This window comes from Microbacterium sp. 1154 (genome assembly GCF_031455375.1).
Lineage (GTDB): Bacteria > Actinomycetota > Actinomycetes > Actinomycetales > Microbacteriaceae > Microbacterium.
Map to the genome: position 1 here is coordinate 1,553,757 of NZ_JAVDSN010000001.1, position 13,418 is coordinate 1,567,174.

General features: G+C 69.0%; 17 protein-coding genes. 15 read left to right on the forward strand and 2 right to left on the reverse strand.

Annotated features, from left to right (window positions below):
- Positions 1-30: 30 nt before the first annotated feature.
- From fliP to J2X55_RS07155, 11 genes are all read left to right on the forward strand, one after another.
- Positions 31-852 carry a flagellar type III secretion system pore protein FliP gene (gene fliP / locus J2X55_RS07105; RefSeq protein WP_396653246.1) on the forward strand — a complete coding sequence of 274 codons (822 nt, stop codon included), beginning with the start codon at positions 31-33 and terminating at the stop codon, positions 850-852.
- A complete protein-coding gene (fliQ, locus tag J2X55_RS07110) occupies positions 849-1,127 on the forward strand; it encodes a flagellar biosynthesis protein FliQ (RefSeq protein WP_115915589.1) in 279 nt (92 codons plus the stop codon). The genes fliP and fliQ overlap by 4 nt, the downstream gene beginning before the upstream one ends.
- Positions 1,124-1,885, forward strand: a complete 762-nt coding sequence (locus tag J2X55_RS07115) for a flagellar biosynthetic protein FliR (RefSeq protein ID WP_309822643.1) — start codon at positions 1,124-1,126, stop codon at positions 1,883-1,885. Before fliQ ends, J2X55_RS07115 begins: the two co-directional genes overlap by 4 nt.
- Positions 1,882-2,985: an EscU/YscU/HrcU family type III secretion system export apparatus switch protein gene (locus J2X55_RS07120; protein WP_309822644.1), complete on the forward strand. Its 1,104-nt coding sequence runs from the start codon at positions 1,882-1,884 to the stop codon at positions 2,983-2,985. Before J2X55_RS07115 ends, J2X55_RS07120 begins: the two co-directional genes overlap by 4 nt.
- A 36-nt stretch (positions 2,986-3,021) precedes the next feature.
- On the forward strand, positions 3,022-5,085 hold the full coding sequence (locus J2X55_RS07125; protein ID WP_309822646.1) for a flagellar biosynthesis protein FlhA: 2,064 nt from the start codon (positions 3,022-3,024) through the stop codon (positions 5,083-5,085).
- Between the two features lie 93 nt (positions 5,086-5,178).
- Positions 5,179-5,436 (forward strand): carbon storage regulator CsrA, encoded by a 258-nt coding sequence (csrA, locus tag J2X55_RS07130; RefSeq protein WP_115915585.1) that lies wholly within the window; start codon positions 5,179-5,181, stop codon positions 5,434-5,436.
- Positions 5,437-5,524: 88 nt separating this feature from the next.
- Positions 5,525-6,007, forward strand: coding sequence for a flagellar export chaperone FlgN (gene flgN / locus J2X55_RS07135; RefSeq protein WP_309822648.1), 483 nt, complete (start codon positions 5,525-5,527; stop codon positions 6,005-6,007).
- A gap of 3 nt (positions 6,008-6,010) precedes the next feature.
- Positions 6,011-7,417 carry a flagellar hook-associated protein FlgK gene (flgK, locus tag J2X55_RS07140; protein WP_309822650.1) on the forward strand — a complete coding sequence of 469 codons (1,407 nt, stop codon included), beginning with the start codon at positions 6,011-6,013 and terminating at the stop codon, positions 7,415-7,417.
- A 13-nt stretch (positions 7,418-7,430) separates the two neighbouring features.
- Positions 7,431-8,318: a flagellar hook-associated protein 3 gene (locus tag J2X55_RS07145; protein ID WP_309822651.1), complete on the forward strand. Its 888-nt coding sequence runs from the start codon at positions 7,431-7,433 to the stop codon at positions 8,316-8,318.
- On the forward strand, positions 8,315-8,731 hold the full coding sequence (fliW, locus tag J2X55_RS07150) for a flagellar assembly protein FliW (RefSeq protein ID WP_115915582.1): 417 nt from the start codon (positions 8,315-8,317) through the stop codon (positions 8,729-8,731). The genes J2X55_RS07145 and fliW overlap by 4 nt, the downstream gene beginning before the upstream one ends.
- Positions 8,732-9,024: 293 nt before the next feature.
- Entirely contained in the window at positions 9,025-9,327 is a 303-nt protein-coding gene (locus J2X55_RS07155) for an HU family DNA-binding protein (protein ID WP_309822652.1), read from the forward strand.
- A gap of 5 nt (positions 9,328-9,332) precedes the next feature.
- Here J2X55_RS07155 and J2X55_RS07160 read toward each other — a convergent pair whose 3' ends face one another.
- On the reverse strand, positions 9,333-10,418 hold the full coding sequence (locus J2X55_RS07160) for an AAA family ATPase (protein ID WP_115915580.1): 1,086 nt from the start codon (positions 10,416-10,418) through the stop codon (positions 9,333-9,335).
- A gap of 270 nt (positions 10,419-10,688) precedes the next feature.
- Here J2X55_RS07160 and J2X55_RS07165 point away from each other — a divergent pair, with 270 nt between their 5' ends.
- Genes J2X55_RS07165 through J2X55_RS07180 form a run of 4 tightly spaced genes read left to right on the forward strand, consistent with a single transcriptional unit; the run spans position 10,689 to position 13,101 of the window.
- The gene (locus J2X55_RS07165) at positions 10,689-11,204 is read left to right on the forward strand and encodes a hypothetical protein (RefSeq protein ID WP_115915579.1); all 516 of its coding nucleotides are present in this window, start codon (positions 10,689-10,691) and stop codon (positions 11,202-11,204) included.
- Between the two features lie 56 nt (positions 11,205-11,260).
- Positions 11,261-11,746 carry a phosphoribosyltransferase gene (locus tag J2X55_RS07170; RefSeq protein ID WP_115915578.1) on the forward strand — a complete coding sequence of 162 codons (486 nt, stop codon included), beginning with the start codon at positions 11,261-11,263 and terminating at the stop codon, positions 11,744-11,746.
- 5 nt (positions 11,747-11,751) lie between these two features.
- Positions 11,752-12,429 carry a uracil-DNA glycosylase gene (locus tag J2X55_RS07175; protein ID WP_309823020.1) on the forward strand — a complete coding sequence of 226 codons (678 nt, stop codon included), beginning with the start codon at positions 11,752-11,754 and terminating at the stop codon, positions 12,427-12,429.
- A gap of 60 nt (positions 12,430-12,489) precedes the next feature.
- A complete protein-coding gene (locus J2X55_RS07180) occupies positions 12,490-13,101 on the forward strand; it encodes a GNAT family N-acetyltransferase (RefSeq protein ID WP_115915577.1) in 612 nt (203 codons plus the stop codon).
- Between the two features lie 176 nt (positions 13,102-13,277).
- Here the strand turns inward: J2X55_RS07180 and J2X55_RS07185 are convergent, their stop codons facing one another.
- Complete coding sequence (locus tag J2X55_RS07185; protein ID WP_396653247.1) at positions 13,278-13,412, reverse strand: hypothetical protein; 135 nt, start codon at positions 13,410-13,412, stop codon at positions 13,278-13,280.
- Between the last annotated feature and the right edge of the window lie 6 nt (positions 13,413-13,418).

Here is a 13,418-nt window from a genome sequence, read left to right on the forward strand (position 1 = left end):
GGCCTCGTCACCCACGCACGGAGTGCCGTCTTGCCCGTCCCCTCGCCGCGCACCGCGCCCCGCCCCGCCGGGCGCCGCCGCGGGCGCCGGGGTGCCGGCATCCTGGGTCTGCTCGGTCTTGTCGCCGTGCTCTTCGCCGTCGACGTCCTGTCGCCGGGAGCGGCTCTGGCGGCCACGGGGGACTCGGGCGGCGTCAGCATCAACGGCATCAACGCGACGCCCTCCGACAGCATCACGACGCTGCTGGGCATCACCGTCCTCAGCGTCGCGCCGGCCCTGCTGCTGATGATGACGAGTTTCACGAAGATCTTCGTGGTGCTCGCCCTCACGCGCAACGCGCTCTCGCTCCCCTCGATCCCCCCGAATCAGGTGCTGGCGGGGCTCAGCCTCTTCCTGACGCTGTTCATCATGTGGCCGGTGCTGACCGAGATCAACCAGCTCGCCGTCGCACCGTTCACCGCGGGGCAGATCGACTTCGGGCAGGCTTTCGACGCCGCTCAAGCTCCGCTTCGCACGTGGATGCTGCAATTCACGCGCGAAGAGGACATCGCGCTGATGCACCGCGCCGCGCAGATGGCGAACCCCGACAGTCCCGAGGCGATCCCGCTGTACACGCTCATTCCGGCGTTCATGCTGAGCGAGTTGCGCGCGGCCTTCGTGATCGGGTTCATCGTGTTCATCCCGTTCCTCGTCATCGATCTCGTCGTCTCGAGCGCGCTGATGTCGATGGGCATGATGATGCTGCCCCCGGTCATGATCTCGCTGCCGTTCAAGATCCTGCTGTTCCTGCTCGTCGACGGGTGGGGCCTGGTCATCACCTCGCTGGTGCAGTCCTATCGAGGCGGCACGTGAACCCCGAGGCGGTCGTCGACATCGGTGCGAGCGCCCTGATGCTCGCGGCCAAGCTCAGCGCGCCGCTGCTCATCACCGCCCTCGTGGTCGGCTTCGCCATCTCGCTCCTGCAATCGATCACGCAGGTGCAGGAGATGACGATGTCGTTCGTGCCCAAGCTGCTGGCGGTGGGGATCGCGCTCATGGTCTGCGGCAACTGGATGATCGCCGAGACCGTCACCTTCACCCACGAGCTCTTCGACCGCCTCCCGTCGCTCCTGAACGGCGGCGGATGAACATCCCCGTCGACTTCCGGTGGCTCGAGGCCACGGCCCTGGCGATCGTGCGCATCACGGCGTTCCTCGTCATCGCGCCGCCGTTCAGCCACGGCTCGATCCCCATGCGCGTGCGCGCGATGCTCGGGGTGGGGCTCGGGCTGGCCGTGTCGCCCGTGGTCGTGCCGGGGTATCAGCGCCTGGACGCCGGGGGCTTCCTCCTCGCGTCCGCGGGGCAGGTGCTCATCGGCGCGTTGCTCGGCTTCCTCGTGCTGGTGCTCTTCAGCGCCGTTCAGGGCGCGGGCTTCCTCGTCGACACCTTCGGCGGGTTCCAGCTCGCCCAGGCCTACGACCCGGGGATGAACGTGAACGGCGCGCAGTTCACCCGCCTGTTCCAGATGACGGCGATCCTGCTCCTGTTCGCATCGGACGCGTACCAGCTCGTGCTGGGCGGGTTGTTTCGCTCGTTCGACGCGGTCTCCGTCGCGGGGACCATCGACCTGTCGCGACCCGCCGAGGTGCTGACCTCCGCGGTGGGACAGATGCTGCTCAGCGCGGTGCAGATCGCCGGACCCCTGCTCATCGTGCTGTTCCTCGCCGACGTCGGCCTCGGTCTCGTCTCGCGCGTGGCCCCCGCCCTCAACGCCTTCGCGCTGGGCTTCCCCATCAAAATCGCCCTGACCTTCCTGCTGGTGGGCTTCGTGTTCGCCGCTCTCCCCACGATCGTCTCGGCGATCGCCGACGAGGCCGCCCGGCTCGTGATCGGGGTGACCCGATGAGCGGCGCGGATGCCGGGGAGCGCACCGAGAAAGCGACCCCGGAGCGGCTGAGGAAAGCCATCGCGAAGGGGCGCATCGGTCGCAGCCAGGACTTCACCGCGTGGGTGGGAATCGGTGCGGCCGCCGTCATGATGCCGGCGACCCTGTCGTCGGCCGAGGCGGTGCTGACGGAGCAGACGCTGCGGGTGGGGACGATCGCGAAAGACCCGTCGGCGAGCGCCGCCGTCGAGTCGTTGGCCACCGCGATCGCCTCGATCGGTGAGGTGCTTCTCCCGCTCCTGATCGTCGTGCTTCTGGCCACGACCCTCACGGCCGTCGCCCAGGGCGGCATCCATCTGCGAGGCATCCCCGCGCGCGTGGAGCAGTTCGACGTGGTCGCGGGCCTCCGGCGCACGGTCGGCGTCGCCGCCCTGTGGGAGGGGGTCAAGGCGCTCCTGAAGACCGCGGCGATCGGCGCGGCGCTGTGGAGCGTGGTCGTCGGTCTCGTGCCGATCCTCATGGGCAGCGGGCGCCACCGCATCGCGTGGCTGCTCGAGGTGGCGGGCCAGGCCGTGGCGACGCTCCTGCAGGTGGCGGTGGTCGTGGGCCTGCTGCTGGCGGCGATCGACGTCTTCGTCGTGATCTCGCGCAACCGCAAGCACACGCGCATGACCAAGCAGGAAGCGCGCGACGAGCACAAGAAGACCGAGGGCGACCCGCTCATCCGTTCGCAGCGTCGCGCGCGCCAGCTCGCCGTGAGCCGCAACCGCATGATCGCCGCGGTCGCCGACAGCGACGTGGTGCTGGTGAACCCGACGCACATCGCCGTCGCCCTGCGGTACGAGCCCGGGACCTCGGCTCCCCGGGTCGTGGCCAAGGGCGCCGGCGTCATCGCGCAGAAGATCCGCGAGCGCGCCCAGGAAGCCGGGGTGCCGCTGGTGCGCGACGTCCCGCTCGCGCGGGCTCTGCACGCGGGTGTGGAGATCGGTCGCGAGATCCCGGAGGAGCTGTACACCGCGGTGGCGCAGGTCCTCGCCTTCATCCAGCACCTGAAGAAGAGGGGAGCGCGCACGGGGACGTTCGAGATGCCCCCGGCCGCCCTGACCGGACGCGGCCTCTAGCCGCCCGAGAACCACGAGACGAAGGAATCGCATCGCATGATCGGTCAACTGCTGTCGAAGGGCGCCGTCCCGGTCGGCGTGGTGGGAATCATCCTGCTGCTCATCGTCCCCATCCCGGTGGGGCTGCTCGATCTGCTCATCGTGACCAACATCGCCTTCGCCCTGCTGATCCTGCTGACCGCGATGTTCGTGAAGAAGCCGCTCGATTTCTCGGTCTTCCCCAGCCTGCTGCTGGTCGCGACGCTGTTCCGCCTCGGTCTCAACGTCGCCTCGACGCGTCTGGTCCTGAGCGAGGCGCACGCGGGTCAGGTCATCCAGGCGTTCGGGCAGATCACGATCAGCGGTTCGCTGGTGATCGGCTTCGTCATCTTCCTGATCCTCGCCGTCATCCAGTTCGTCGTCGTCACCAAGGGCGCCGAGCGCGTCGCCGAGGTGGGCGCGCGCTTCACCTTGGATGCCATGCCGGGCAAGCAGATGGCCATCGACGCCGACCTCAACGCCGGGCTCATCACCGACGAACAGGCCCGCGCGCGCCGCGCCGAGGTGGCCGCCGAGGCCGATTTCTACGGGGCCATGGACGGTGCGAGCAAGTTCGTGAAGGGCGACGCCATCGCCGGCATCGTGATCCTCGTCATCAACTTCGTCGGCGGCATCATCATCGGCATGACCATGCACGGCATGGCCATCGACGAGGCCCTCGAGACCTACAGCCTGCTCACCATCGGCGACGGCTTGGTCACGCAGATCCCCGCCCTGCTCATGGCGGTGTCCACGGGCATGATCGTCACGCGCGAGAACGCCGAGGCCGAGCTCGGCCGCGCGGCCGGCCGTCAGCTCCTGCAGTCGCGCACCGCCCTGCTGATCACGGCGATGGGGGCCATCGGCATGGGGCTGATCCCGGGCATGCCCTTCCTCGCGTTCCTGGCCATCGGCGCGGCCCTGCTGTTCGCCGCCTCGAGGGTCAAGGCGAATACCGAGCGCGCGGCCGCCGATGTCGCCGAGGCCGAGGCGCGCGAGCGTGCCGAGGCCGCCTCGGCCGAGGGCCCCGACGACCTCATGGACACCATGCGCGTGCACGCTCTCGAGATCTCCCTCGCCCCCGACATCGTCGACCTCGCGGCCGGCGGCGCGGGAGACCTGCTGTCGCGGGTGAAGTCCCTGCGGCGGAAAGTCGCCCTCGAACTCGGCACCCTCATGCCGCCCGTGCGTACGCGCGACAACGTGGGGCTACCCGCCGAGACCTACGCGATCCTCGTGGCCGGCATCGAGGTGGGGCGCGGCGTCGTTCCGCGCGGGCACGTGCTCGCCATCGGCGCGGGACTCGAGCACCTGCCGGGCACCGCCGTGGTCGACCCGGTGTTCGGTCTCGAGGGCAAGTGGGTGCCGACCGAGATGTCGCACGCCGCCGACATGGCGGGGGCCACCGTCATCGACCGGGCGAGCGTCATCATCACGCACCTGTCCGACATCGTCCACGCCCAGGCGCACCGCCTGCTCTCGCTCGAGGACGTCCGTCAGCTCACCGACCACCTGAAGCAGACGCAGCCGAGCGTCGTGGAGGAGCTGACCCCCGCGCTGCTCCCGCTCGCCCTGCTCCAGCGCGTTCTCGCGAGCCTCCTCGCCGAGCGCGTCTCGATCAACGACCTCGGCCGTATCTATGAGTCCCTCGCCTTGCGCGCGAAGTCGACGACGGAGGTACCCGCGCTCGTCGAGGCCGCGCGTTCGGCTCTCGGCCCCGCCATCGCTGCGAGGTTCGCCCAAGACGGGCGTCTGCGTGTCGTGATGTTCGACACCCTCCTCGAGCAGCAGATGCTCGAGGGGCTTCGGCACGTGGAGGGTCGCGCGCAGATCGTCCTGAACGCCGATCAGACGATGCAGCTGATGGAGGGAGTGCGCCGTGCGGTTGCTGACGTCGAACCCCTCGGCGGCGAACCGGTGCTCGTGTGCGCCCCGTCCCTGCGTCAGGGCGTGCGGGCGCTATTGGCCGGACAGGTGGCCGGCATGCCGATCCTGTCGTACGACGAAGCGGCCGCGGGCGGCTTCGCGACCGACGTCGTCGGCATCGTGCGTGCCGAGCAGATCGCCCTGCCCTCGTCATAGGTGAGCGAAGAACGCTCGTAAGCGAGGAGAAAAGGTAGTCTGGCGGGGGACGGCGCCGCGGGCGCATCAGCCACGGAAGGCGGCCACACGCACATGCTCGTACTCACTCGACGCCCCGGTGAAAGCATCATGATCGGCGACGACGTGACGGTGACGGTCCTGGGGGTCACGGCCACCGGTGTGCGCATCGGCATCGACGCCCCCCGCGACACCCGCATCCATCGCAGCGAGATCGTCGTGGCCGTGTCGAACGAGAATCAGGATGCCATCACGGCCTCGCGATCCGCGGATGCCGAGGCCGCCCTGCTCGATGCGCTGCGCGGGGGAGCGCGCGTGGAGGCGTCGGACTGAGGGGTTACTCGCGCGTCGCGACGTCGCGATAGTCGGTCCCGTGGTGGGCGCACCCGCCCCACGACTCGACCCGAACGAGGTGACTCACGTGTCCGCTACCGACCTGAGCATGCATCTGCTGCGTCAGCGCGAGGTGCTCGAGCTCATGCTGTTCAAGCTCGAAGAACTCGAGCTGCTGCTGTCGACGGGCAGGACGCGCTGGATCCAGCGCGCCACCGTCGAGGTCGAGCGCGTCGCCCAGGCCCTCACCGCGGGAACCATCGAGCGGGACACGCTCTTCGTCGACGTCGCCGCCGAGTGGGGCGTCCCCGAGGCGACCTCGCTGCGCGAGCTCATCGACGTCGCCCCCACGGACGCCTGGCGCGAGGTCCTGGGATCGCACCACGAAGCACTGTCGGACCTCGCCGCCGAGATCGCCGAGAAGAAGGGCTCGGTCGACCAGCACCTGCGCTCGGCCCTGCGGGTCACACAAGAGACCATCGCCGGCCTCGGCGAACCCACGGGCGAGTACGCGGCGAGCGGCTCCCGCGTCGCGGGCGCCGGCTCCCGACTGCTCGACGTGCAGGTGTAGACGGTGTCGACGTTCGCAGGACTCCAGGTGGCCGCCTCCGGTCTCGCCGCCGCGCGGGCCGGAATGACCGTAACCGGTCAGAACATCGCCAACGAGACCACCCCCGGCTACACCCGTCAGCGCCTCGAGCAGTTCTCCGTGAGCGCGTCCGGCACGGCGGGGCTCTGGGCGACGGGGTTCTCCGTCGGGGGCGGAGTCTCGGTGCAGGGCATCGCCCGCCTCGGCGACGAGGTTCTCGACGCCCGCGTCCGCGATGCCCTCTCGGCATCCGGATTCTGGTCGGCCCGGTCGTCCGCAGCGCAGAAGGCGGAAGCCCTGATGGCGGAGCCGACCAAGGACGGGCTGGCCGCCAGCCTGAACCGCTTCTGGTCGGGGTGGTCCGACCTCGCCAACACCCCCGAGCCGGCGGCCGCGCAGGTCGTCCTCACCAACGCCCGTGTGCTCGTGGGGCAGATCGCCGCGGGCTACGACGCCGCGGTCGGGCAATGGTCCGATCTGCGCGCGCAGATGGATCGCGACGTCGCGGTCGTGAACGTCACCGCGAGCCAGGTCGCCACGCTGAACGGGCAGATCCGTTCGGCCCTGCAGTCCGGACGCACCGCGAACGAACTCATCGATCAACGCAACGTCCTCGCCCAGCAGTTGTCCACGGCCATCGGAGCGACGGGTCGTGTCGAGGACGACGGCACGCTCACCCTCCGAGTCGACGGGAACGCCCTGGTGAGCGGCGACTCGAGCCGCGAGCTGTCGATCACGGGACCGCGTGCTCTCGCGGACGGCGGAAGGGTCTCGATCACGTGGTCGGATCGACCGGACGCGCCCGTCGCGGTCACGGGCGGGTCCCTGGGAGGGGCCATCGGCGTGCTCGCGCCCGCATCCGACGGGGGGACCCTCGCGCGCGTGGCCGACGCCTACAACGCCGCGGCCACCTCGCTCGCGCAGACGGTCAACGACGTGCACCGGTCGGGGCAGACGTCGGCGGGCGCCGCGGGGGGAGACTTCTTCGCGCTCGCGGCGACCGGCCCCGCCGCCCTCGGGCTGTCCGTGGTCCCCACCTCTCTCGACGAGCTGGCACTGGCCGCACCCGGCGCGGGAGCCCTCGACACCTCGGTGGCCGATCGCATCTCGACTCTCGCCACCGCGGAGGCAGGCCCCAGTACGAGGTGGGCGGGTTTCGTGACCGGTTTCGCCGTGGCCGTCGCCGGCGATGTGCAGCGCGCGGACACGGCGGACCGCAGTGCGATCGCCGCGATCTCGGGCCAACAGTCCCACGCGTCGGTCGACGGCGACGAAGAGACCATCAGCCTCCTCACCTATCAGACGGCCTATCAGGCGGCGGCGCGCGTGCTCACCGCCGTCGACGAGGCCCTCGACACCCTCATCAACCGCGTCGGCCTGGTCGGCCGCTGATCCGGGAGCCATCGTGATCGGACGAATCACCAGCAGCACCGTCAACCAACAGGCGCTGCGCACGCTGCAGGCGGGCCTGGCCGACCGCGCGCGACTGCAGGACCAGGCCACCTCTCAACTCGCGATCCGCACCCCCAGCGAGGACCCGACGCTCGCCGCCGCCATCCTCGGCGTGCACGGGGAGCAGGCGCGTGCGTCGCAGTACGCCCGCAACATCAGCGACGCGCTGACGTGGGTCACCACGGCCGACACCGCCCTGGGCGCCAGCATCGACCTGCTCAACAGAGCGCGCGATCTCACCGCGCAGGGGGCGAACTCTGGGGCCCTCAGCCCCGCCGCGCGCGAGTCGATCGCCGCGGAGCTCGACAGCGTGAGCCGCGAGCTCCTCTCGCACGCCAACACCACGGTTCTCGGTCGCACCGTGTTCGCCGGCACCGACGACAGCGGCCGGGCCTTCGATCCCGTGACCTTCGCGTTCAGCGGGACACCGGGATCGACCGTCGAGCGTCGGATCTCCGAGAACGAGAAGGTGCGGGTCGACGTGGACGGCGCGGGCGCTTTCGGGACGGGCGGAGCCAGCGTCTTCGCCACCCTGCAGGGCGTGGCCGCGGATCTGCGGGCGGGAACGGATGTGAGCGCACGGCTCACCGAGGTGGACGCTCAGCTGAAGCAACTGGTGGCGGCCCGGGGAGTCACGGGCGCGCGCCAGGCGCAGATCGAACGCGCTCAGGCGGCGAATGTCAGCGCCGGTGTCGATATCGAGGCACGGCGGGCCGGGGTCGAGAACGTGGACACTTTGGAGGTCTACATCGCGCTTCAGTCTGCGGAGCTCGTCTACCAGTCGGCCCTCCAGGTCACCGCCAAGACCCTGCAGACCACTCTCTTGGAGTTCGTGAGATGACGACACCCTTTCCCCTGGCCAACCTCGACGTCGACTTCGCGACATCGCTCCCGGGCCTCGCCCCGCGAACGTCCTTCCGCCTGGAGCGGATCGAGGGAGCCGAGGGTCTGTTCGCTCTGCGCTCCACGAGCGACGACCTGCGCCTCTTCCTGCTCGACCCCGCCGGCGGCGGTCTGGTCTACGACCCGCCTCTTACCGCGGCGGCACTCGGCGAGATCGGAGCATCCGCCGGCGAGGTGGGGGTGTTCGTCGTCGCGAACCCGGGGGAGGACGGCGTCAGCGTCAACCTGCGGGCGCCGATCCTCGTGAACGTCCGCACCGGGGCGGCGGCCCAGGTCATCTTCGACGACCCGGCGTATCCGATCCGTGCTCGTCTGAGCGAGCGCCCCGTCGAAGCGGGCGGCGCTGCGTAACACGACGCCCGCACGGGGGTGGGACCAGTAGGATCGACGCGAATACGAGCAGAATCGACGTTCGTCCCCGCGACCCGAAACGCGGTGACGTCCGCCCGTCGGACGGCTGGGGCATGACCCCACCCGTCTGTCCAACCGGTGTCGTCTCCCCGAACGACGATGCCGACGACGTGCGCGTTGCGAGTGGCGAGGCAACCCCTCTGCCTTTCGCGACGACGACGCCTACGTTCGTAACCGAGCACAAGAGCAGGGGAGGGCGAGCAATGCCCGTCACGAGAACCGATGAGCCCAAGGTGAGCAAGAGGGAGTTCATCCAGCGCGTATCCCAGCGCGCCGGATTGTCTCCGAAGGTCACGCAGATGGCGTACGAAGCGATCTTCGGCGAGATCCTCGATCTGGTGAATGCGGGCAACCGCGTCACGTTGACGGGTTTCGGGAAGTTCTACGCCCAATCGCACAAGGGGCACAACGTCGTGCTGAACATCCGCGACAATCCCGAGAGCCGGGGTCGTGTCGAGGATTACAGCGTGTTGAAGTTCTCGGCGACCCGAGAGGTCAATAAGAGAGTCACGCAGCCTCGCGACCTCGGCGACTGACGGCGTCAGCGGTCGAAGGAATAGCTCGCCTGCCCGACGAGGGTGAGGCTGATGCGGATCGGCAGCTCGTCCGGGATCTCGTCATCTTCGTCCGACGCGTCGATCTTCTGGACGGGGACCGAGATGTTGCCGTCGTCTTCGAAGATCACATCTCGGGGCGCGAACGAGAAGAAGAGCGCGCGCTGGGTGCTCCGCAGCTCGACGGTGCGGCTCACGTCGCTGCGCTCGTGGAGGTTCAGGACCGCTTCGTCTGCGACGACGGAACCGTCGAGGTACGTCGCTTCGACCCGGTAGGTGCACGGCTCGATCGCCTTGATGTTCAGGTCCTCGACGATGTCGGCGAAGGTCGCCTCGGGGTGGTTCATCTCGAACGCGATCGCCCGCAGGTGGTCATAGGTGAGGTTGACGCGGCGCGAGAAGAGCGCCGCGTTCTCGATCTCGGACGGGGCCGCGTGCGGCGCCTGGTCGACGAGGTACTCCCGTACGTCGTCGGGGCTCGGGTAGTCGAACCGCATGTGGTAGTGGAACCGACCCGGTCGATTGACGATGTAGTGACTGACGTCCTGCACGTCGTTCACGGTGAGGCAGTAGATGCGCTTGATCGAGGACGTCCCGTCGAACAGCGTGAGGAACTGGTTCTGACGGTTGGGGCCGTCGAGCGGGCCGCGGCCCGATGAGAAGGTCTTCTCGAACTCGTCGAAGATGACGAGGCACTCGTCGAGCGTGTCGAGGAAGTCCACGATGCCGTCGGCGTCCTCGCTGACGAGGACGACGGGGATCGCATTCTCTATCGCGCGGGCGGCCAGCATGCGCAGGAACATCGATTTGCCCTGGCCCTTGTTGCCCGAGAGCATCACGCCGAGGTTGCGCTCGAAACGCGCGTAGGTGCGGAAGATCTTGTCGACCTTGGCCTCGCGGCGGCCGTACACCTTCTCGGATCCCACGCCGAGGTCTTCGGTGCGCAGGAGGCTGAAGCCCTCTTTCACGCTGTAGCGCACGCGGTAGGTGCCGAGGGGGAGCGAATCGTGAGCTTGGACGGCCGAGTCGTAGACCCGCACCTGTCCGCCGGTTTCGATGTACGTGCTGCTCACTGCGTCGGGCTCCTGAGGGGAAGAAGGCGTGCCGGTGGGCGGATCCTTGTCTGAGATTTACATTAGCGTCTTCTCATCTTTGTGTGAGGATTGCCCGAATTTTGGCGCAAGAACGTAACACAGGCCCGTATTTCCGGGCTTTCTCGCCGCGGCCTACCGCATACCACGCCGCATTCCTAGCGCGAAAGATGAGAACTGCCCGACGGCATTTCGCTATGGTCAGGAAAAAGCCGAGTGCCTCCCGACACTCCGACAGGCCGTGGGGGCCACATGGCAGAACAGTCCGACCCGGATGCGACCGCGTTCCAGCTCACGCTTCGCACCACCGACAACGGCGTCGACCCCGAGATCTGGCGGGCGACGATCCGTACCGGCAGTGCGCCCGGCGTGGCCGAGGCGACGGTCTATCGCGTCCATTACGCGAACCCGCGTTGGGTCGAACAGCTCCAGGATGCCAAGGTCGACCTGACATCGATCAGCTCCGCATTCGTGGACCGAGAACTCATCTCTTTGCTCGACGAGTCGTCATTGTTCACAGACAATCTCTGCGTCATCTCGTCGGTCCACGTCGAGGATTTCCGTGACGGGCCGTCGCTGAGTCACGAGCTCGTTCGCCGCATCGCGCGGGTCTTCGACGGCGACACGATCACGCTGCTGACCGCGCGCCGCACGGGCGACGACGGGGCGACCGGGTTCTGGGCCGATCGTGCGCACTGGGCGGCGATCGGGTTCGTCGACATCCCGGGGACGATGTCGATGATCCTTCCGGTGGGCTCGCGCCCCTAGGACGGCCGCCCTCGCTGTGCCCCTAGGGTGAAAGCAATCGAGGAGAGGAATCCGCCGTGACGGACGAACGCGAACGCCTGAGCTGGGACGACTTCGGAGTCGCGACACGCGACATCTCACGGGCGATCGTGGCCGACGGTTTCCAGCCCGAGGTGGTCGTGGCGATCGCCCGCGGAGGGCTGCTCCCGGGTGGGGCCATCGCCTACGGACTCGGTGCGAAGAACTGCGGAGCCCTGAATGTCGAGTTCTACACCGGCGTCGGCACCGTGCTCGACGCCCCCGAGGTGCTGCCCCCGGCTCTCGATCTCTCGTACCTCACCGGACGACGGGTGCTCCTCGTCGACGATGTCGCCGACAGCGGCCGCACGCTGGATCTCGCCGTGAAGCTCCTGAACCGGCAGGGTGCCGACGTGCGCTCCGCGGTCATCTACACCAAGCCCACGACGATCATCGCGCCCGATTACTCGTGGCGTGATACGTCGCTGTGGATCGAGTTCCCCTGGTCGCACCGGGGTTCCGTGCAGGAGGAAGACGCCGCGTGAGCGCGATGACGCTTCCCGAGCTGGCGGACGCGGGTCTCATCGATCGCTCATGGGTCGAGGACCTCGCGCCGGTGGCCGCCGACATCGCGGCCGTGGGGGAGCGTCTGCGAGCCGAGGGTGCTCCGTACTTTCCCGCCGGCGACCTCGTGCTCCGCGCCTTCCGCACCCCTCTCGACGCGGTGCGCGTGCTCATCGTCGGACAGGACCCGTACCCGACCCCGGGTCACCCGATCGGCCTCTCGTTCGCCGTCGACCCCCATGTGCGTCCGCTGCCCCGGAGCCTGTCGAACATCTACCGGGAACTCTCCGACGACCTGGGCATCGCCCCCGCGCCGCACGGCGACCTCTCGGCGTGGGCCGCTCAGGGCGTCATGCTGCTGAACAGGGTGCTGACCGTGGCGCCGGGGGCACCGGCATCCCACCGCGGATGGGGATGGGAACGGGTGACAGAGCACGCGATCCGCTGCCTCGTCGCCCGCGAGGCCCCGCTGGTGGCCGTGTTGTGGGGCAAGGACGCCCAGGGTCTCGCGCCCCTGCTCGGCGACACCCCGATCGTGGCCTCGCCGCACCCCTCGCCCCTGTCGGCGAGCCGTGGTTTCTTCGGGTCCCGCCCGTTCTCGCGCGTGAACGTCCTGCTCGAGGAACAGGGCGCCCTGCCCGTGGACTGGCGCATTCCCGCCTGAGACCCCGTCGGCACCGTACCCGTCACACGCGCGAAACCGCGACGCCCGTAGAGTGGCGGGGTGCTGGAAGAGGAGTACGAGAAGAGCCGGCGGCGGTTGCCCGCCCACCTGCGTCCGACGCCGAAGCCGGAGCAGCCCTTCTCCTTCGAGATCCGGCCCGCGACCGAGGCCGACATCCCCGACATCCGCGAGATCTACAACTACTACGTCCGCAACTCGGTGGTGACGTTCGACGAGAAGGCCTGGTCGCTCGCCAAGTGGCGCGACAAGTTCGCGACCCTCCACAAGCTCGGCCTGCCGTTCCTCGTCGCCCAGTCGCCCAGCGGACAGATCCTGGGCTACGCGCTCGTCCAGCCCTGGCAGTCGAAGTCCGCGTACCGGTACACCGTCGAGAACTCGATCTACCTCGGCCAGGCGGCCGCGGGCAAGGGCCTCGGTCGCGCGCTGCTCGAAGCCCTGATCGCGGCGTGCCAGGAGCTCGGCATCCGCGAGATGGTCGCCGCCATCAGCGACAAGGGCGCCGACGCCTCGATCGCCCTGCACGAGAAGCTCGGCTTCACCGAGGTGGGCCGGATGGGCCGTGTCGGGTTCAAGTTCGGGCGGTGGCTCGGGGTCGTGTACCTGCAGAAGAGCATCCCGTCGAAGAAGAAGCGGCGGAAGCTGTTCGGCTGAGCCGGCTCGAACGGGCGTGCCGAACTCCGGAGATTTCGCATCAGGATGCCGTTCGCCGCGCTCGCGACGGGCGCCGCGCTGCATTTCTCCGGAGTTCGGCCCGCCCGGCCGGCTCAGTCCTGGCGGGCGGCGGCGAGGATGACCTCGGCGAGATCGCGCGGACGTGACCACATGGGTCAGTGGCCGGTCGGCAGGTCGATGCTCTCGACGCGCGTCAACATCGCCACCTCGGCGAACATCGGGTGGCCCGCGTGCGCGAGCTCGAAGACCTGCGCGCGGGGAAGGGAGCAGCACACGAGGGTGGTCGGCACGTCGTG

What these genes read in the sequence shown, in the direction of transcription:
- J2X55_RS07115 (WP_309822643.1), top strand. Translation starts at nt 1,124, where the DNA reads ATGAACATCCCCGTCGACTTCCGGTGGCTCGAGGCCACGGCCCTGGCG.
- csrA (WP_115915585.1), top strand. Translation starts at nt 5,179, where the DNA reads ATGCTCGTACTCACTCGACGCCCCGGTGAAAGCATCATGATCGGCGAC.
- J2X55_RS07120 (WP_309822644.1), top strand. Translation starts at nt 1,882, where the DNA reads ATGAGCGGCGCGGATGCCGGGGAGCGCACCGAGAAAGCGACCCCGGAG.
- J2X55_RS07175 (WP_309823020.1), top strand. Translation starts at nt 11,752, where the DNA reads ATGACGCTTCCCGAGCTGGCGGACGCGGGTCTCATCGATCGCTCATGG.
- J2X55_RS07165 (WP_115915579.1), top strand. Translation starts at nt 10,689, where the DNA reads ATGGCAGAACAGTCCGACCCGGATGCGACCGCGTTCCAGCTCACGCTT.
- J2X55_RS07125 (WP_309822646.1), top strand. Translation starts at nt 3,022, where the DNA reads ATGATCGGTCAACTGCTGTCGAAGGGCGCCGTCCCGGTCGGCGTGGTG.
- fliW (WP_115915582.1), top strand. Translation starts at nt 8,315, where the DNA reads ATGACGACACCCTTTCCCCTGGCCAACCTCGACGTCGACTTCGCGACA.